Annotated in this window: 13 protein-coding genes; 11 read left to right on the top strand and 2 right to left on the bottom strand. The window is 54.7% G+C overall.

All coding sequences use genetic code 11. The features are described from left to right. Positions 1 to 11 precede the first annotated feature (11 nt). Positions 12 to 1,559 carry a GH32 C-terminal domain-containing protein gene (locus QN062_RS05670; RefSeq protein ID WP_369340878.1) on the top strand — a complete coding sequence of 516 codons (1,548 nt, stop codon included), beginning with the start codon at positions 12 to 14 and terminating at the stop codon, positions 1,557 to 1,559. Positions 1,560 to 1,665: 106 nt separating this feature from the next. Here the strand turns inward: QN062_RS05670 and QN062_RS05665 are convergent, their stop codons facing one another. Further along, on the bottom strand, positions 1,666 to 2,958 hold the full coding sequence (locus QN062_RS05665) for a GntR family transcriptional regulator (protein WP_369340877.1): 1,293 nt from the start codon (positions 2,956 to 2,958) through the stop codon (positions 1,666 to 1,668). Positions 2,959 to 3,372: 414 nt separating this feature from the next. On the opposite strand from QN062_RS05665, the gene QN062_RS05660 reads away from it, so the two are divergent. From QN062_RS05660 to QN062_RS05620, 9 genes are all read left to right on the top strand, one after another. Further along, entirely contained in the window at positions 3,373 to 6,468 is a 3,096-nt protein-coding gene (locus tag QN062_RS05660; RefSeq protein ID WP_369340876.1) for an alpha-mannosidase, read from the top strand. A 43-nt stretch (positions 6,469 to 6,511) separates the two neighbouring features. Continuing rightward, positions 6,512 to 7,501: a carbohydrate ABC transporter permease gene (locus QN062_RS05655; RefSeq protein ID WP_369340875.1), complete on the top strand. Its 990-nt coding sequence runs from the start codon at positions 6,512 to 6,514 to the stop codon at positions 7,499 to 7,501. Positions 7,502 to 7,512: 11 nt separating this feature from the next. Next, the gene (locus tag QN062_RS05650; RefSeq protein WP_369340874.1) at positions 7,513 to 8,451 is read left to right on the top strand and encodes a carbohydrate ABC transporter permease; all 939 of its coding nucleotides are present in this window, start codon (positions 7,513 to 7,515) and stop codon (positions 8,449 to 8,451) included. Between the two features lie 76 nt (positions 8,452 to 8,527). Further along, positions 8,528 to 9,862, top strand: coding sequence for an extracellular solute-binding protein (locus QN062_RS05645; protein ID WP_369340873.1), 1,335 nt, complete (start codon positions 8,528 to 8,530; stop codon positions 9,860 to 9,862). Between the two features lie 39 nt (positions 9,863 to 9,901). After that, positions 9,902 to 10,330 (top strand): hypothetical protein, encoded by a 429-nt coding sequence (locus QN062_RS05640; protein ID WP_369340872.1) that lies wholly within the window; start codon positions 9,902 to 9,904, stop codon positions 10,328 to 10,330. A gap of 44 nt (positions 10,331 to 10,374) precedes the next feature. Beyond that, a complete protein-coding gene (locus QN062_RS05635; RefSeq protein ID WP_369340871.1) occupies positions 10,375 to 10,707 on the top strand; it encodes a twin-arginine translocase TatA/TatE family subunit in 333 nt (110 codons plus the stop codon). Between the two features lie 5 nt (positions 10,708 to 10,712). Further along, complete coding sequence (locus QN062_RS05630; protein ID WP_369340870.1) at positions 10,713 to 11,546, top strand: twin-arginine translocase subunit TatC; 834 nt, start codon at positions 10,713 to 10,715, stop codon at positions 11,544 to 11,546. 130 nt (positions 11,547 to 11,676) lie between these two features. Further along, complete coding sequence (locus tag QN062_RS05625) at positions 11,677 to 12,456, top strand: endonuclease/exonuclease/phosphatase family protein (RefSeq protein ID WP_369340869.1); 780 nt, start codon at positions 11,677 to 11,679, stop codon at positions 12,454 to 12,456. 18 nt (positions 12,457 to 12,474) lie between these two features. After that, positions 12,475 to 15,786: a GH92 family glycosyl hydrolase gene (locus QN062_RS05620; RefSeq protein ID WP_369340868.1), complete on the top strand. Its 3,312-nt coding sequence runs from the start codon at positions 12,475 to 12,477 to the stop codon at positions 15,784 to 15,786. Between the two features lie 180 nt (positions 15,787 to 15,966). On the opposite strand, the gene QN062_RS05615 is transcribed toward QN062_RS05620, so the two are convergent. Then, a complete protein-coding gene (locus tag QN062_RS05615; RefSeq protein ID WP_369340867.1) occupies positions 15,967 to 19,275 on the bottom strand; it encodes a glycoside hydrolase family 2 TIM barrel-domain containing protein in 3,309 nt (1,102 codons plus the stop codon). Between the two features lie 165 nt (positions 19,276 to 19,440). Between QN062_RS05615 and QN062_RS05610 the strand changes: the two genes are divergently transcribed. Further along, positions 19,441 to 20,442, top strand: a complete 1,002-nt coding sequence (locus QN062_RS05610; protein WP_369340866.1) for a helix-turn-helix domain-containing protein — start codon at positions 19,441 to 19,443, stop codon at positions 20,440 to 20,442. The last annotated feature ends 20 nt before the right edge of the window (positions 20,443 to 20,462 follow it).

Below are 20,462 nucleotides of genomic sequence, written 5' to 3'. Positions count from 1 at the left end.
CCGGAGTGGGAATGAGCTTTTCCTCACAGGCCAACGCGGTCGATGCTGCCGATTCCGTCGACGCCACAGGGGAGAGCAACAGTTTGACAAAGACACAATTTGACCAGTTCTATCATTATCAAGCGTCGCAGGGTTTCATGAACGATATCCAGACCATCTGGAAGGGCAGTGACGGCTACTATCACTTCATGTATCTGCAGAATGCCAATTACCGGCACGACGATGATGGAACCGTCTGGTATCACGTCAAGACCAAAGACTTCGTCCACTACACGAATGTCGGAGTTTCGATTCCAAAGTTCAATGGTGTCTGGTATTGGATGGCGACTGGTTCGGTGATCACGAATGAGAACGGATTCTATGGGGATCTGTCCAAGACGGATCTCGTGGCGTATTTCACCAGCTACATCGATGGTGTGCAGAAGCAGTTCGTTGCATATTCAAAGAATGGCGGCAGGACCTTCGAGCCTTATCGCGATGCTGCGATTATGTCGGCTCCCGATGCGAGCAGCAATTTCAGAGATCCGTATATCTCGTATGATGCCCGATCGAAGACTTTGATGATGTATCTGGCTGAAGGTGACAGAATCGGTACCTATTCGAGCAAGGATGGCGTTGCATTCACTGAAGTCGGCGATACGATGCTCGATGCCGAGGCTTTGGGCGGCAAGGATCTGGGAACGATCGAATGCCCAAACATCAAGACCCTGTATGATCCTCAGACCGGAGAGCGAAAGACGATCCTGTTCTTTGGCGCGAATGGATACCAATATGGTCAGACCACTGGGACGTACTACATGGTCGGTCATCTGGACGGCAAGAATGTTTTCGTGCCAGAGCAGCAGCCCAAGCGCGTGGATGATGGTTCGGATTACTATGGCGCGAATTTCATGCAGCAAGGCGATGCTGCACTGATCTCGCTTGCATGGATGGGAAACTGGGGCTATTCCGACAAGACGATTGCCGACGAGAATGGCACGGCTTACAGACTGGGATCGCTGAGCCTCGCCCATCGTTTGAAACTGAGGGGACAGGCCGGAAACTACACCCTTGACAACACCTTCGTCGAACCATCGTCTCTCTATGCGCGTGCCGTGAAGGGCACTGCCTATGGGTCTCGGAGTCATCGGCAATTGCTTGACGTCACTCGGTCAACAAGCCAAAATGCAGTGCTGCGGTTCTCGACTGTGAGCGGTGAGAGCAGGCTCGGCGGTGACATAACCGTGTCCCTTACGCATAAGGACGCTTCGGAGACAATTGAATATTCCGCTGCGACCGGCGACTATTCAGTCTCAAGAACGACCACCCGCATCCAAGACAGCGGCGGTGTCTATGAATACACGAAGAAAATAACTGCCAACAGCGGCATCGCATCCCCGGCAACCTTGACTTTCCATATTATCCAGGATCAGAGCAGCGTGGAATTCTTCGTTCAGGGAAGCGGAAAGTCATACTCGATGGCACGGTACACGACCGATTCGAAATCCAAGATCACGGTATCGAGCAATGCCTCGGTCAAACTCAGCTATTCGCTCAATGACATCGTCAGGTCACGCTGATTCATCCGTACGAATCCATGCAGGCCATGGCCGATGGAGGCCAGCGTGCGATCGCGTCCGGCTTCGAACTGCGTTGACATAGGCACCCGGAGCCATCTGAGCCGTGTCATTCGCATGGCTGGGTGGCCACTGTGCGTTTCCGCGGTTCTGCCGTCGAATTCCCTGTCACCAGTGACGTTGGCAATAGGATCTGTTCGCTGCTGGGGCCGTTCTCAATTTGTCGCAGCGTCACGTCGATCGCCTTCTCGCCCAATGCCTTCTGCTCCTGTTCGACGTGCGTGAATCTGAAGAGCTCATGATCGAATGCGTAGCTTGCGTGGTCGAAGCAGATGACCGACATATCCTCTGGAATGGATTTGCCGACCCTTCGCAGGGCCTCTCGAAGCAGAAGCGCGATGTTGTATTCCGAAACGAGGCATGCGGTGACGAAGCCATGGGCGGTTATGAATTCTTCGAGCTTACGGATGTCGTCTTCCCGTTCCTCCGCCGTGGAGTCGGGGATCGTGGATTGAACCTCTGTGAAGCTCAGCTCGTCATCGAGCACAATGTCATTGTTTGCATAGGCCATAGCCCAGCCGCTATGCCGTGAGGTGATCGTCGATATGTGCGACTTGGATCCGATGAATGCGACATTCTTGTGTCCGAGATCGAATAGATGATTCGTCGCCTCCTTCGCCGCCTGGACGTTGTCGCTCGAAATGGTCGCGACAGGAATGCCTTGAAAGAGCCTGTCGAGAATCGTGACCGGGAAACCGCGGGATATCAGATCAAGAATCGCCTTTGGAATGAATGTCGAATTGGAGGGCATCAGGATGAGCCCATCCGCATCCGCGCTGAGTGCCGAGGCGATCTCGCTCTCTTGGAGAGTGTCGTCTGCCGAAGTTCTGCCAAGCAATATGTGCGCCCTGTTCTGAGCTCGTTTCAATGCCCCCATCAGCACGAGAGTCCCGAATGAATCTGAGAAATCGGTGGTCAGGAAGGCGATCGTAGGAAGATTTGACGGCGAGGTCGGCTTCGCGACCGTGCCTGGATTCAAGCTGGTTACCGTCGTTCCTATGCGGGGCTGGCGGGTGATGAAGCCCTCGTCGCGAAGCATGTCGAGTGCATGCCGGATGGTTATTGCACTCACCGAGTATTTTTCGCAGAGTTGCTTTACCGAGGGGAGCTTGCTGCCGATCTCGTACGCATTGCCCTGTATGTCCGCTCGAATCTTTTCATAAATCTGATGGTAGAGAATCTTATCCTCCTTGGATAAAGCCTGTGAAGACGATCTATTTGACTTAAGTGTAATGAACCAAACTGCACGATATGAATCCCACCATTTCCGGCGACGCTCAGATGGCGTGCATGGGAGGGTGGCCCATTGACAGGGCCTCCGTTCTCGCCCGACGATGTTCATCCTCGACGCCTTTGGAGAGAGATCCGTGTCCGACTGCTTTCGACATGGGGCGGCAGGTCTGTGAGCCGTTGGAACAATGAGCTTCGAACATCGCGACTCCTCTGTGAAACAGTACCGGCACAAGACTCTGATAATACAAAAAGTATACTCGTTAGATTGATTATTTCCAGTAGCTATTACACGCTCTAGTAAGGGAAATCATTGATGGTGCTGATGCAATATATCACTGAAATGTACCTGCATGGGGAAGACGGTTCATAGGAATTTCTCAGGAATCCGAGAATGTAAGGATATTTAAGCTAAGTAAACAATATATAAAATATATATAATAAAAATAAATCGAAAGAAGTTGCAATATAGTCATCGGAAGATATAATAAATATATAATCACCGTCAAGCAAAGGGGTTTGACCTGTGTTCTTAGAAGAAAATGCAATCTGTGAGCGTATCGATCATTTGGTAAAAGACTGGGTCGTTCCCGGTCGCATTACTGAAAGCACTGCCGTGAGCGTTTCGAGATGGGAAGCTCCTGGAGAGCCCGTCACATTCAAGGAGGCAGTCGCACACGAGTTCGAGCCCACATCGGTTGGTGACAACTGGTCATTCCCATGGGGCACGACCTGGTTTCACATTTCCGGGACGATACCGGCGCACTGGCTGCATCGCGCAGACCTTGCCAATCAGAGGATTGAGCTGGCCATCGATCTTGGATTCCAAGGCGGCGGGCCGGGATTCCAGGCAGAGGGAACCGTATATCGCCCGGATGGCACCGTCGTCAAGGGCATTGAGCCACGCAATCTGAACATCCCCTTGGAGGGTGAGCTCTCTGACGCGGCTGAGCACCATGTTGAGTTCTATGTAGAGGCCGCTTCGAATCCGGACATTGCCAGCTTTGGGTGGACCACTCCCATGCCTCTTGGCTCGAGAAAGACGGCCGGCAAGGAGCCCATCTATCGTCTGAGAAAGGCCCAGCTCCTTTCGATAGACAGTGAGGCCGATGGCTTTGTCTATGATGTCATGGTGCTGCGTGGATGGGCTGATGTCCTGCCAGAGAGAAGCACGCGCAAGGCGGATATCATCCACGCGTTGAGTCTGGCGATAGATGCGCTTGACCCCGACGATGTCCGAGGCAGCGTGCAGGCCGCGCGCAAGGCCTTGAAGCCGGCGCTGGACAGTCCGGCCGTGGCATCGGCGACCAACGTATATGCCGTTGGGCACGCGCATATCGATTCCGCATGGCTTTGGCCTCTGCGGGAGACGCGTCGCAAGGTTGCGCGCACCTTCTCCAACGTCCTGTATCTGATGGACCTGGACCCACAGTTCACCTTCGCCGCGTCCAGTGCCGTGCAATATAAGTGGCTGCTGGAAGACCATCCCGATATATTCCAGAGAATTCAGAAACGCGTTGCGGAAGGCCGCTGGGTTGTCGTGGGCGGTGAATGGGTCGAAGCCGACGCGAACATGATCGGCTCGGAAGCATACATCCGTCAATTCAGCGAGGGGATTGCCTTCTTCAAGAAGTATTTCAACGTCAAGCCTTCGATAGTCTGGCTGCCCGACAGCTTTGGGTATTCCGGGGCACTGCCAGGAATCGCTCGGCACGTTGGCATGAAGTGGATGCTCACTCAGAAGCTGTCGTGGAATGACACCAACGTGTTCCCTCATTCCAGCTTCTGGTGGGAGGGCATCGATGGCAGCAGAGTGTTCACTCATTTTCCTCCTGCGGATACGTATGGTGCCACTTTCAGTCCGGAGGAATTGGCAAGGGGAGAATCGAATTTCAAGGAACTGGGTTCGGCAAGGTCAACGATGCTGCTTTACGGATTCGGCGACGGCGGCGGTGGTCCAACCCGCGACATGCTTGAACTTGCACATAGGCAGCAGAACATGGAGGCATCTCCTCGCGTGAGGCTTGCCTCTCCCGAGGCTTTCTTCGAACAGGCTGAAGGCGAGTATCCCGACGCTCCCACATGGGTTGGCGAACTCTATCTGGAGAATCATCGTGGAGTGCTGACATCACAGCACAACATGAAGGCAGGCAACAGACGCAGCGAGCATATGCTGCGCGAAGCTGAGATGTGGGCTGCCACCGCTGCTGTCCGAGAGGGGGATCAATACCCGTATGATGAATTGCACGATCTGTGGCAGACGGCGTTGCTGCTTCAATTCCATGACATCCTTCCGGGGTCTGCGATCGAATGGGTGTACGAGGATGCCACACGAATGTATGCGGATCTCATGGACCGTGCCCAACGCATCATCGACGCCAGTCTGAAGGCACTTGTGGGAGAGGGGGATCTCACACTTGCCGTCAATCCTGGAGCCTTCACGGTCGATGGAGTCCGTGCCGGAGAGATAGGCGAAGCGCGAAGCGAGAGCCTCGATCGGGTGGACATTCGTGATTGCGATGGGGATGGGTGGACCATTGACAACGGAATTCTCGAACTGCATCTGAGCGGGAGCGGCATGGTGGACTCGCTTGTCGACAGGAGAAGGGCACGCCAGCTAATTCCTGAAAACGAGTCGCTCGGGAAGCTGGTCATCGCCAGAGACATTCCAAACCAATGGGATGCGTGGAACATAGACGATGACTACCGTCGCCATGAGCAGGTCATCGATTCCTGCGACAGCGTCAGCGTGACCCATGACGACAGCGGCGCTGCCGTTGCGACGATTACACGTCACCATGGGAAGAGCTCGTATAGACAGACCATCTGCCTTGCTCCCCATGCATCTCAGGTGGGTTTCACGACGGCAATCGAATGGCATGAAAAGCGAAAGCTCCTGAAGCTTGAGTTCCCACTGGATCTGATGACTGATTTCGCTCAATCTGAAATCCAGTTCGGGCATCTCACGCGTGCAATACATACGAACACTTCGTGGCAGAAGGCACGGTTCGAGACGATGGCCCAGCGCTGGGTCAGAGTCGAAGAGGGCGACTTCGGAGTCGCCATCGCCAACGATCAGACCTATGGGCATGGGATATTCCGCGCCACGGGACGCAAGGGACCGTATACGGTCATCGGCGAATCGCTGCTTCGCGGCCCCGAGGCCCCTGACCCACATGCCGATCAGGGAAGTTTCATGATGAAGACCGATCTTCTGGTCGGTGCCGATGTGGAGGATGCGATCGAGGACGGCTACCGACTCAACGCGCCAGTCCACCATCTCAATGGTGCGCGGACCGTTGCGCCTCTTGCGTCTATCGTCGATGGCAATGCCGTGATAGAGGCGATCAAACTCGCGGATGACGAGTCGGGCGACGTCATCGTCCGCCTCTATGAGTCCCATGGCGGCCGTGGCACAGTCCAGATCCAGCTCGATCGAACATTCATGGGCGCCGATCGGTGTGATGCCCTTGAATCTTCGCTTTCCAACGATTCGTCATGGCCTCGGCAGGATTCGTCGAATGGTTCACCCAAGCTTCTCGCGAATGAGGACCATCAGATATTCCTGAGCATGAAGCCTTTCCAAATCAGTACCTTGCGTTTGAGAAAGGAAGTCGAATAATCTTCTCACGGTTTCGGTGTCAGAAAAATGAAGGAGGACAAAGGTGTCTACTTTAGTTGGGGTTGGGGGTCTAGCTCCGAAGAACATCCACGAGGCCGAGACTTCACTCACCAGTGGTAAGAAACGAGTGAAGCGCCGGCATAGATGGACCGAACATGAAAAAAGGAACACAAGGATAGGATTGCTTTTCATCTCCCCGTGGATCATCGGTTTCTGCGTGTTCATGATCTATCCGATCGTATACTCGACAGTCATAAGCTTCACCCGATATTCCGGCATGAACAATCCGGAATACATAGGTCTGCAGAATTATAAGAGCGCATTCACGGATCCCTTGACTGCAAAGTCAGTGGAAAACACGCTCATATATGCGGCGATGGCAGTTCCGATAGGATTGGTCGTCGCCTTGCTGCTGGCATTCGCAATGAACAAGAATGTCCGTGAGGTGGCCCTCTACAGAACGGCGCTGTACATACCCTCGCTTGTTCCGGCCTTTGCGCTGTCGTTCATATTCATCGTGTTCACGAATCCCACGATGGGTCTGTTCAACATATTCCTGGGCTGGTTTGGGGTTCCTAACTCGAATCTTCTGGGCGATCCCATGACTGCAAAAGTGGTTATGGTCGTCATGGCTCAGCTGGGCGCAGGAAATGCCGCGCTGATATATCTGGCAGGTCTGCACAACATTCCAGGAACGCTGTATGAATCGGCCCGTGTTGATGGCGCCGGTCCCATAAGGCAGTTCTTCTCGATAACCCTGCCCCTGCTGACGCCGACGATTCTGTTCAACCTCATAACCGGAATCTCCGGAGCATTGCAGATCTTCACGCAGTCATTCATCATGACCAACGGCGGTCCTGACAATGGCACATTGTTCTACATGCTGTATCTCTACAACAACGCATTCGGGTATGCACAATTGGGCTATGCGTCGGCTATGGCGCTGCTGCTCTTCGTCTTTGGCATCATCCTTGCCTACTTCGTGTATTGGATTTCACAGAAGTTCGTTAACTACGACGTTTCGGCTGACTGAAAGGACTCATCATGACACATGGTGCTTCGCCCGTCGCTCAAATCGCGCAGCCGGGAGTCGGCAAGAGCGGCAACGATGGAATAAGAAAAACAAGCAAATACAACAAGAGGGCGGATGGATCGAGGGCGCCCTGGTACAGCGCATGGGCTGCGAGGATAATCCTGTTCCTCGTGCTGCTGCTGTTCCTGCTCCCAATCTATTGGATGGTCATCTCGGCGGTGAAGTCTCCGCAAGAGCTGGCGCAATACCCACCCACACTATGGCCCAGGGAATGGCACTGGGAGAACTTCCTTAACGCAACGAAGATGATGCCATTCCTGACATATTTCCGCAATACCGTCATCATCACTGCGCTGAGCACCCTGTTCAACGTTGTCGCGAACTTCGTGATTGCGTATGGATTCTCGTGCATCGATTGGCCATGGCGTGACAAGATCTTCTTCGTCGTCATTGCCACCCTGTTCATTCCCATGCCCATCACCCTCATTCCCATGTTCGATTTCTGGGCGGGGCTTCACACGATCAATACCTTCATTCCACTTGTTGTGCCGGCACTGTTTGGAAGCGGATTCAACATATTCCTGCTGCGGCAGTTCATGTCACAGATTCCACGAGATCTGCTGGATGCCGCTCGAGTCGACGGTGCCAGCGAATGGAAGCTCGCATGGTCCATCGTCTTCCCGATGACAGGGCCGGCGCTCACGGCCATCGCAATCTTCTCCGCGGTGGGCGCGTGGAACGATTTCATGGGTCCGTTGATCTATCTGCACGATGAAAGCGTGCAGACCTTGGCAATCGGTCTGCAGTTCTTCCAAAGCACGGGGGGAACGAACGTCAACTATGGGCTGCTCATGGCGGCGAGTGTGCTGGTGCTGCTGCCTCTTGTGCTGCTCTTCTTTGTGTTCCAGCGTTACTTCATCTCAGGCATCACGATGGGAGCGTTCAAATGACACGAACCGCAGCAGCATCCGACAAGGGTCAGGCCTTGCATCCATCAACTCGCATTGACGAATCAAAGGAGGTGTCATGATGGTCTCACGCCGTGATTTTCTGCGACTCTCGCTGGGAGCGACGGTACTGGGAGCAGGCGCGCTCACCCTTTCAGGCTGTGGCAGCGCAGCCGATCCCAACTACGTGAATCTATGGGGACTATGGGCAAATGACCTGCCGAGTCAGGAGGCGATCATCAGGAAGTTCAAGAAGATCCATCCTGAATTCAAGGTCAAGCAATCCCAGGTACCCACTTCCACGCAGGGAGACGCTTCGGCGGTCATCACCGCGGTCCGGAGCGGAACGGCCCCAGATCTGTGGCTTCTGGATAGATTCACGACCGTCCAGTATGCCGCGATAGGTCTTTTGGAGCCGATAAATCCCATAATCAAGAAATATGACACCGATTCGGTCAAGGATGTCACCGGTCAGTGGCTTGACTTCACCATCGACGAGATGACCTACAGGAATCAGCTATATGGTCTGCCGTTTACCACCGATTCTCGTGTGCTTGTGTATAACAAGGGGGCTCTGGAAAAGGCGAACATTGACATCAGTGCGCTCGATCCGAAGAACGGCGCTCCGACCTTCGAGGAGGTCTGGAAGATAGCCGATCAGTTCACCAGAACTGACTCCAAGGGCAACTACACATACATGGGATTCATTCCATGGGAGGATCAGGGGAGTCTCTATACGTGGGCGAACAACAACGGTGCGCAATTCTATGATCGCAACTCATGCTCGGTGACCCTGCTCGACCCGAAGCTGGTCGAAAGCGCCAACGACTTTGCAGGCTGGATCAAGCGATTGAACTACAAGAAGGTCGATACGTTCACGGCAACCTATGAACCGCCGAATCATCCGCCTGCACAGTCCGCGTTCAACAGTGGAAGACTTGCCATGCAGGTCATGGTTCCCTCTTCCCTGTCGACGGTTATGGAATATGTCAAGGATCTCAAATACGGGGTGACCTATCTGCCTGTGAAGAAGAAGGGACAGAAGCCAAAGACATGGTCGGGAGGCTTCGGCCTATGTGTGCCGAAGGGCGCGAACAAGTCCAAGATGATGTGGGAATTCATGAAGTATTACTGCAGTGATCCTGGTGAGAGCACAGCCCTGAAGCGATATATCGCCCTTCCGGCCGATCACAAGGCGCTTGAGGACAAGTCCTATCAGAAAAGCATCAGCTTCTTCGCGGATGCGCTGGCATATTCCTCACATCGACCGGCGATACCAGTCGGCAATCTCCTCTGGAATTCGCTGGATGCGGCGACATCGTCGCTTCAGCAGGGTTCTGCAACGCCGAGACAGGCTCTTGAGACGGCGCAAAAACGCGTTCAGCCACAGCTGGATCCATATTGCGTGGCATGAATCGTGAGATCCCACGAATCAGAAAGAAGGTGATGCGAGGTGCTGGGTATCAGTGGTTCCGAATTTCTTGTCCTCCTCATCTTGGTCGCAGCCGTCATCGGGCCTGACAGCGTCGTGAAGGCGTTGAAGGGCTTCAAGTCAGGAGTCGAGTCCCTCAGGCATTGGAGCGCGAAGCTGCGTGAGGAAACGAAAGGAGACATGCCACATGCCGAAATGCCGGAGGTGAATCTTCCAACGTTCAACTTGGATGATTACGATCCCCGAGAAATCATTCGCCGAGCTGTCCGCGAAGAGATGACTGAGTGGGTCGATGAGGTGGCCAAGTCGAATGCGCAATCCAAGAATGTCGTCGTCGACCCAGCGCAATCCGCCGAGGAAGCTTCGCAGGGATCTTCCCCGGCGGACTCGCAGGGTCCTTCGAATGATGGCAATCAAGGCGCTCAGCGCGATCCCGTGAATCAAGCCTGAAACGTCAAAACACAACAAACATAGTTTCCATGGAAGGATACAAGATGAGACCCATTCATTTGTTTGTACTATTGCTGATTCTGGTGCTTCTTTTCGGAGCATCGAAGCTTCCGGACCTTGCACATTCGCTTGGCAAGTCCGCCAAGATCCTGAAGCATGAGCTGAAGGATCTTCAAGGCGATGAAGAAACTGCGACCGTTCCAGTGACACAAGCCCCGTCGCCCGCGGTGCAGAAGACATCTCCGCCACTTGGCGATCCGGCCGCATCCTCGCCTCAGACGATTCGAAGACGCATCGACGTGGAACCAAGGGAGCGCGTTCTTGAAACGAACATGACTCAGGAGCGCGTTCCTTCAGGTGACAGTTTCGGGGAATGACGACCGTGAAAGAGAAGCCTGATCCGCAGCGAAACATGGGTGTCTTCGAGCATCTGAGAGAGCTGCGGAAACGACTGCTGTGGACCTTGCCAGGAATCGGCGTGGGCACAGTTGCAGGATGGTATCTCTTTGATCCGGTGCTGTCCTACATTCAACGACTGCTTATGGAAAGCGGCGGTCGAAGCGCGCAGCTCAACTTCCAGACCATCGGCGGGGCGCTTGACCTCAAGTTCAACCTTGCATTGCAGCTGGGATTCCTGATTTCAAGTCCGTGGTGGATACTGCAGATCTGCATGTTCATAGGCCCTGGGCTGCGGCGCAGCGAGAAGCGATACGTCGCCGTATTCGGAATCATCGGCATCGCGCTCTTCGCTGCCGGCGCATATACCGGATTGCGTGCCATTCCAGAGGCCGTGTCCGCGCTCAATTCATTCGTCCCCAAGGATGCGGTGATGCTCCTTCAGGCCAACACCTTCGTCGCCTTCTGCATGAAGCTCATCCTTGTCTTCGGGCTGTCTCTGCTTACACCGGAGATACTGGTGGCGTTGAATTTCGCTGGAGCCCTCAAGGTGCATTCGATGCTTCAGGCTTGGAGGTGGGCGGTCGTCGCGTGCTTCACCTTCGCTGCGATAGCGAATCCGGTGCCGAATCCAATTCCAATGATCATCCAGGCGCTGCTGCTGCTTGTGCTGTATTTTCTTGCAGTTGGGATATGCTCCATCAGAGAATATCTGGTGAACAGCCATCTCACGCCGATAACGGCATGCACGCACGTGCTGAGAAAGGCCATGACGAAGCTCCATCTCGCACAATCGTCGCAATCGCAATCGGTCCAGTAGACGATCTGCGAAATCGACACGAACGAACAGAATATCCCTGCATGCATCATGCGTCTTCAATCATGCAGCTGTGCGCAGGGTGCAGCAACCAAACCAGTGAGGTCTCACAGTGACTAGCAGATGTACGATCATGACCCAGAATATTCGCATGGATGCGGATTCTCCATCAGACAGCCCTGATAATTGGGGGAGACGTGAGCCAGTGCTGACACGTCTGATCCACCACGTCAGACCTGACATTCTCTGCACTCAGGAACTGCTCTTCCATCAGAGAGACGCGGTCAGGCGAGGGCTAGGGAGAGATTACGAAATGATTGGCTATGGTCGGGAAGGAGGGAGCAAAGGCGAGCATTCCGCCATTTTCATCAATTCATGTCGATACCGTGTTGATGCATGGGATCAATTCTGGCTGAGCGACACGCCTGATGTCATTGCTTCATCGACTTGGGGAAATGTCTGCACCCGCATCGCGGTCTGGGCACGTCTCAGGGATGTGGAGACAGCAGACACGTTCATAGTTGCCAATACCCACACAGACAACGTCTCTGAACTCGCACGCATCTCATCGATGAAGCTCATCGGTGAGCGTCTGAAGGCTGCTTCGAAGGGGCTGCCAATTGTCTTGTGCGGGGACTTCAACGAGGCTGCGGGGCGCTCGGCAGAGTTCGAGGCGATGGCAGGACCATTCGGGTTCAAGGACGCGTGGAGCATTGCACAACGTCACGATTCCCCCGAATATGGCAGTTTCGTAGATTATCGCGCTCCCGTGGAGGGTGGGGATCGCATCGATTGGATTCTGGTATCTTCAGACGTGCTGGTACATTCGATGTCTGTATATCCGTTCCAGGTCAATGGTGCCTGGGCGAGTGATCACATTCCGGCAATCGTTTCAGTGACAATGGGGAACTGATATTCAAAGGTGGGTTCAATGACATTCAATGCAGGCATTCAAGGTCCCGAAGGTGCGCCGACCGCCAATTCCTTCACAGGGTTGGAAAGCGTGGACAATACCGCATATCAGATCAGCGCTGAGGGTGAGGCGCTGCAAAGGACTCCTCTGGCAAGCCTGGACCGCATCGTCGGATCTCACGACACTCTACGATATGCGGTTTTCCCGGTTTTCGACTCTGACGCTGAGGCAGGGTATGGTTTCGAGGCCACGGCCGTCGGCATCGATCTGCTCTTTGACGATGGATCATGGCTGTCGCAGCTGCAGGTCTGCGATGAGGCTGGGTATGGCATCGAACCCAATGTCCAGTATGAGTCCAAGGTGCTGAGTCTGAACCAGTGGAATGACAAGCGCATCGAACTCACTGCCGCTGAAGGGAAAAAGGTGGTGGAGGCTGACATTGTCTGTTGGCGCAGCCGCCGATCCTCCACGATGCCTCATGGGTGGATAAGCGATGTCTCGATCGAGCCAGGACGTGAGCTGAGCGACAATCCGGTCGAACTCATTGACATAAGGCGCGGAACGAACTCGTCGCTCTCCTTCTCCCGCGGAAACTGCGCTCCTGCAGTGACCGTTCCGCATGGCTTCAATTTTGGGATTCCCATAACGGATGCAGATGATCTGTCATGGGCATACAAGTACCATGCCGACAATCGAGATGATAACCTCACGCCGCTGCAGGCGCTTGCGATATCGCATACGGCAACCAATTGGGGCTCTGAACGCAATGTGCTGCATGTCATGCCGACGCCCGATGCTGCCAGCGGGCATTGTGGGCGTGGGGAACGCGCGCTCGGATTCCGCCATCGAGATGAGCAGGCGCGGCCCTATTACTATGGCGTGAGGCTTGAACGGCATGTGCATGCCGAGATGACATCCACGGACCATGTCGTTGCGATGCGCTTTTCAATGCCTGCGGGTGGGGGGCTGATCCTCGATCAATTCGACTCACGGGGCTCTCTCGCGTTCGATGTCGAAAATCCACGATTCCAGATTTCTGGATATAACGAATCCAAATTCGGAGATAACCCAACGGTTCCAAGAATGTTCTTCGCAATATCGTGCGATAGGAAGATTGCATCGGTGAAGTCTGGAGTGATCGCTGATCGTGAGAATGTCTCTGCAGTCGTCACCTTCGACACTTCGGAACCAGTCGTGCTGCGCATCGCGACTTCTTTCATCAGTCTCGACCAGGCCCTGCATTCTCTGGCGCTTGAGATGCCAGAGGATATGACATTCGATGATGTCGTTGAACGTTCCAAGAAGCTGTGGGAAGACAAGCTCTCCCTTGTCGCCATCGATGGTGCGAACGATGAGCGCAGGATCAGCTTTGCATCAAGCATGTATCGAATGTTCATGTATCCGAACAATGCCGCTGAAAACGCGGGAAGCAACGAAACCCCCGAATGGGTCTATGCCGACGTTTCCGACCCCCGTGATTGGGATCACTCGGATGTTCATACCGGATGCGATCTTCGCAACGGCCTGTCATATGTGAACAATGGCTTTTGGGACACCTATCGAACGATATGGCCAGCTTACTGTCTGTTTGAACCAAAGGCGGCAGCCCGCCTGCTGGATGGCTTCGTCGATCATTATCGCGCCAGTGGGTGGATAGACCGCTGGTGCGCGCCAGGGCCCACCGGAGGCATGGTGGGTTCAAGTGCGGATATCGTCATTGCAAACGCGATGATTTCCGGCGTCGACCTTCTTGATGCCCAATCGTCCTACGATGCGTCGTTGCGCGACGCAACGACGGTTTCCAATAGGATGCAGGTCGGCAGATTCGATAATGGACATGCGATATTCCGTGGGTATGCATCGACTTCGACCGAGGAGGGGATGTCGTGGTCTCTGGAGGATTATCTCAATGATTTCGGCATCGCACAGGCATCCCAGTGGTTGTTTGCCCACGCGGACGCGAACGATCCGCGTCGAGACGAGTATCGGTCGAATGCGTCGTATTTCCGCAACAGAGCCATGGCATACCCACGGCTGTTCAACAAGGATGTCGGATTCTTCATGGGGCGGAATGACGACGGTGACTTCCGCAGCCTTCCGCAGGAGTTCGATCCGCGTATCTGGGGCTACGACTACACGGAAACGAATGCCTGGGGCATGGCCTTTTCCGTTCCCTATGATGGCAACGGTCTCGCGTCGCTCTATGGTGGGCCCGACGGGTTGGAGAAGAAGCTTGACGCCTATTTCTCTACTCCCGAGACGGCAAAGTTCGTGGGCAGCTATCGAAGGGTCATCCACGAGATGGTCGAGGCTCGCGACATACGCATGGGCATGTTCGGCCTATCCAACCAGCCGGCGCACCATATCGCATACATGTATGCCTTTACCGCCGCGCCATATAAGACGCAGGCCATAGTCAGGGAAGCCGTGCGACGTCTGTTCCTCGGATCATCCATCGGTCAGGGGTATCCGGGCGACGAGGACAACGGGGAGATGTCCGCATGGTACGTATTCAGCAGCATCGGCCTCTACCCGTTGACCCCTGCCAGTGGAGAGATGCTCATTACGTCCCCGTCGGTGCCACGGTCCACGATCGCCTTCCCCAACGGGGTGAAGACCACGATTCAAGCCCACGACTGGTCTGAGGAGAACGTCTACATTCAGTCCGTGCAAGTCAATGGAAAGGCATGGGACTCTCTGCGCATGCCCATCGATGTGATTCGTGAAGGAGTCACCATCGATGTGCATCTTGGGCCAGAGCCGTCTTCATGGGGAACCACGTCGGATTCACCGGCGTATTCACAGGCCTATTCACCGCTGTATTCATTGACGCGTCGTGGCACTTCCCCCCTTGTGGTCTGCGATCTGACGGATCCGAAGGATGCGACTGACAATGCTTCGACGTCACTCGAATCGTCACATCGCGAAAGTGCCATGCCGAAGGACTCGGAATCGCAGTCCCTTGCCGCATCGGCATTCGATGACTGCTTCGATGGCGGATTGTCTCTGAACCCGTCGGATTGGGTGAGCTACGAATTTACCGAGAGACGCAGCGTCGGGCTATATACGGTAAGCCTTGGGAAGGCACCCATTGCTCGCGGCTCCCATGCGGAGGAGGGCGCGCAGCTCGGATTCGGCTGGGTGTTGGAGGTCAGCGACGATGGCTCTGACTGGAGGGTGATCGACGAGCAGAACGATCCCTCATATCGCTGGGAGGAGCAGACTCGGGCATTTATGATCGCAGAGCCGGAAGCGGCGACATACGTCAGATTCCGCGTGACGGGCCATGCCAGGCTCGATCTGCGTCAGCTCGAGTATTTCGAAGGCTGAAGGAGGGAACTGACCGTCCCGGGATCTCTGTCTGAAGGTCCATCGACGAGGCAGCAATCGAGGCGTGCCCACACGATGTGCCGCATATCCCCGTCTTCATGTGCATCTGGGACCCACACATGAAGGCGGGGGATATGCGGCTGCGTTCAGCAGAATGAATCACATAGGGAGAGCGCAGGGCTATAGGTCCATGTCTCCCAACCCTGAGCTTGCATCTTCCACCGAGGATGGCTTGATGGAGAATGTGAAATCAAAGTGTTTGGCATCCAGACGATAGGCCTCGGCGAGCTCTGGGCCGCAGCTGTTCGATCCCAGGCCGCTTTGAAGGCAGTCCATGCAGACCACGGTTGAATCGGATGGCACGAGCTCATCGTTGTGCATGCTTCTGGCCAGTTCCTCCTGAGTATAGGGAAGAGCTTGAAAATCAAAGCCAGAGCGTCTGGCGGGCGAAGATCCTTGAGCATATGCGCCTAGAAATACCATGGCAAGCGTCGGATCGCTTACGCAGGCCCAGTCGCAATCATGATGATTCCCATTTTCCTGAGGTTTGATATAAGGCTCATACATCGTCAACGTCGTGCCGTGGAATACCCCATGGTAGCTGGAACGATGCTTATCGATATAGCTTTCGTTAGGGCCGAGACCGCAGTATGCGACGCGGTCCATCTGGCGGGGGAGGAACATGCGGATGCCGAAACGCGGCAGGAACGGAAAGGCAGGATCACGGTCGACCTTCATGTCGGCCGAGACAAGGCCATCGGCTCGAACCACCCAGACTGTCTCGATGCTGGCGATCGGTTGAACGATTGGTGCGACCACGGCCATGGTCGCGGTGATGCGAATCGAATTCATCGGGTCTGGGCCATTTCCTGAACCGACGGCTTCCATCCTGACCGCATATGTTCTGGCATATGCGCGATCGTATTGCGATTGATGCCATTCATGCCTGATGTTCTGGTCGTTGTCGGTAGGCGCTCGCCATATGTTGACTTCCATGGGTCGATCGAGCAGCTCCGTGCCCTTGAAGTTCAAGCTTCGGAACAAGCCGCTATGCTTGTCGAAAACGTAGGTGAAGTCATCGCCGCATATCGTGATTGACCTATCATCCTCGGTGCTGTCCACGCGATGGGCAGCCAGCCGTGAGTCATCGAGCAAGCCAGCCACGCTTGAATTCCTGGAACTGCCTGTGGCGACCGGAACCTCATCGAAGCCAAGCTCCTGCCCCTCCTGTCGCACGTCGGTTGGTTTCGACAGCGAATACCTTACGAGGAGCGTCACTTTTCCCTGATCCGGCATCGAGACATCGTCGATGGGAATCATCCCTTCGCCGTGAGGGGCGATGTTGAGGTAACGCGCATCGACCTGCTTGGGTTCCTCGACGGGACGCCCATCGAGCATCACCTGAACGCTGAGCCTGAGGTAGTCGTCGAGCGAAGTGAAATCCATGTAGTTATGCAGCGTCAGGGATCGTGATGCATTGTCAAATCCACTGACTCTGGCCGGGCGAAAGACGTTCTTGAACTCCAGGAGTCCGGTATGAGGCCGACGATCTGGATATACGAGGCCGTCCATGCAGAAATTGCCATCATTCGGATATTCTCCCGAATCGCCTCCATACCGATAGCGCTGTGTGCCATTGGGCAGAAGGCCATCGGCAATCGCATGGTCGCACCATTCCCAGATGAAACCGCCAACCAAGCCGTCATATTTCTGGATGAGCGAGAAGTAGTCCTCGAGATCGCCGGGGCCATTGCCCATTGCATGGCAGAATTCACACATGACATATGGCTTGGCACCGCCATTTCCATCATCGCCGTTGCTTTCGTCCTTTTCCGGGCCCTCGTCTGAGAAATACCGTTCGATGCTGTGCAGGGACGGATACATTCGGCTGTAGACATCCAGGTCGGAGAAGTCGGCGCTGGAGCCATCCTCTATGTATCGAGCGCTTTCAAAGTGAGTGAGTCGGGTATCGTCGAATGCCTTCGTCCAAGACAGCGCCCTTTCGAATGTGCAGCCGTATCCGCATTCATTGCCCATCGACCACATGATTATGCTTGGATGGTTCTTGTCGCGCTCGACACTGCGACGTGTGCGGTCGACCGTCGCCTCCACATATTCCGGATTGTTTGCAATGCTCTGTACGTTCCACCCGGCGCTGCTCGTGTGACCGTTCGAATCCCGCGCAATGACTGAACCGGTGCCATGGCTTTCATTGTCGGCTTCCGCGACAACATAGAAGCCAAGACGATCGTATAGATCATAGAAATGCGGAGCATTCGGATAGTGGCTGGTGCGAATGCCATTGACATTGTGGGCCTTCATCAGTGTCAGGTCCAGCATGATCTGGCGCTCGCTGATGACCGGGCCTGTGATGGGATCGCTGTCGTGCCTGTTCACGCCATGAATGGTGATCGGACGGTGGTTCACTGCAACGACGTTGCCCTTGACGGTGATGTCGCGAATGCCGATATGGTCGGTTATCGTCTCATCGGGCGTTGAATACACGATCGTGTAAAGATATGGGTCCTCTGCATTCCATAGATGCGGGTTGGAGATGACCAGTGAGGCGCGAGCCTGAGTTTCGAAGGTGCTGTCGGACGTTTCGCCAGAATCGCCTTGTACTGCCTCTGCGAAGGTCTTCGCGACCAGTCTGCCCGACGCATCGAAGAGTCTGATTTCAGTGGGGGCCGTCTGTTCGTCGAAATAGTTGAATTCCGCTGAGATTCGTGCCGAGACGCATGCCGATGGCCTGTCTTCGCTCCAGCTGAGCGTGGTTCTCGTAAAGTAGTCCTGAATGGACTTCTCAGGGCGATCGAGAAGGTAGACATCGCGGAAGATGCCACTTGTCCGGAACTTGTCCTGATCTTCCATGTAGCTGCCGTCGCACCATTTCAGGACGACGACGGCGAGCGTGTTCATCCCATCGATCAGGCTTTCGGATATGTCGAATTCGGTCGTTGAATGACTTACCTGCGAGTAGCCGAGAAACGATCCATTGAGCCAGACGTACATGCAGGAATCGACGCCTTCGAAGTTGAGGAATGTCTTCGGGGCCGCGCCATTTCGATGATGCTCGAACTGGCGTACATACGCCCCGCATGGATCGTCATATGGCACGTATGGCGGATCGAAGGGGAATGGGTAGTTGAAATTCGTGTATTGATGCCGGTCGAATCCATGATTCTGCCACACGCTTGGCACGGGGATGTCGCTGAAGCCGAGTGACGCCAATGAGCCGCAATCAAAGTGAGGGTCGCAAAATGCAGGATCGCCCTTGCTCCGTGCCGCTTCGATCTCGCCGGACAGTTCATATATGCTCGCGAAATATCGAAAAGGCCATCTCCCGTCAAGAAGCGTGAAGCGGTCAGAGTCGACCCTTTTCTCTCCCACCGTGTCCATCTGCCTTGAAGCAGGGATGAAATATGCACGATTTGGCATTGTTCCCACATGAAGCATATGCGGATTCTCGTGATAATCAGGGATGAACATTATTATTCTCCTTCGAATAACATGAATATGAGCGCATCAATCCGTAATCATTATCCCTGTTGTTCTGCACTGATGCCATAGCTATTATGTGTTTATATGCACAAAATGACTTCAAGCAGATATACTGACCGCAATGTGGTGAACATATCCTCCAGTGGAATGGATATGTATGCAGGCTATCTGTATGCCATGGATAATGACGTTGCCTCGACGACCCTTCCCCTTGTGGTGAGCGCTTGCGGCCATTACCGAATGGTGACCCGGAATGAATTCTCTACCTTGCGGCCCTATGGGCGCAAGGACTTCCAGTTGCTGTATGTGCACGGCGGCGAAGCCGTCTTCTACAAGAGGGGAGAGCCACACCGCCTGTCTGCAGGAAGCATGGTCGTGTTCTTCCCTGATGAGCCCCAGCGCTATGAATATGGCGCCGAAGACCGAACCGACGTCTATTGGATTCATTTCTCGGGCACGCAGGCTTCGCGCCTTCTGGAGGCTGCCGGGTTTGGGACAGCCGGGTTTGGGGCAGCCGGTAGGGGCGCTTCAGGGGGTGCCCGGGAATCGCCGTGCAGCGGAATCATGCGGGTAGGCCAGTTGCCGGAGTACGCGCAGCTGTTCTCGCAAACCATCAATGAGCTGCAACTGCAAGGTTTCGGATTTGAGAGCATCGTCCAGATGAACCTCCGAAGGCTGCTCCTGCTGATAAGGCGTCAGCGTCTTGGGCCTGGCGAAGAGTCAGGCAGGGAACGTTCGGGGAAGATTCAGAGTGCCATAACGTATTTTCATCGCCATTATCCCAGCGACATCAACATCGATGCCTATGCACACGACCATGGCATGAGCGTGAGCTGGTTCATACGAAGCTTCCGGGAAGCTTCGGGCAAATCACCATTGCGCTACCTTATCGATATTCGAATCCGCGAGGCCAAGCTGCTTCTCGAAACGACGAGCTACTCGATCGGTGAAGTCGCCGACATGGTCGGCTATGCCAACCCTCTCTATTTCAGCCGTCTGTTTCGCTCTCACGTCGGCATGTCTCCTTCGCAATATAGAAACTCCATGAACAGGGCGATGTCTGGCAGGGCGATGTCTGGCAGCGCGCGCGTCAGGGACATTGCTGGCCGATCGTCATGGGGGCATCGGATTGGTCCTGACGCATCGGTGCGGTAAGGGCCAGGGGCGATTCGAAT

Origin of the sequence: Bifidobacterium sp. WK012_4_13, from assembly GCF_041080835.1 — a bacterium.
GTDB classification, from domain to species: domain Bacteria; phylum Actinomycetota; class Actinomycetes; order Actinomycetales; family Bifidobacteriaceae; genus Bombiscardovia; species Bombiscardovia fermentum.
This window is presented reverse-complemented; position numbering and strand designations above follow the sequence as displayed.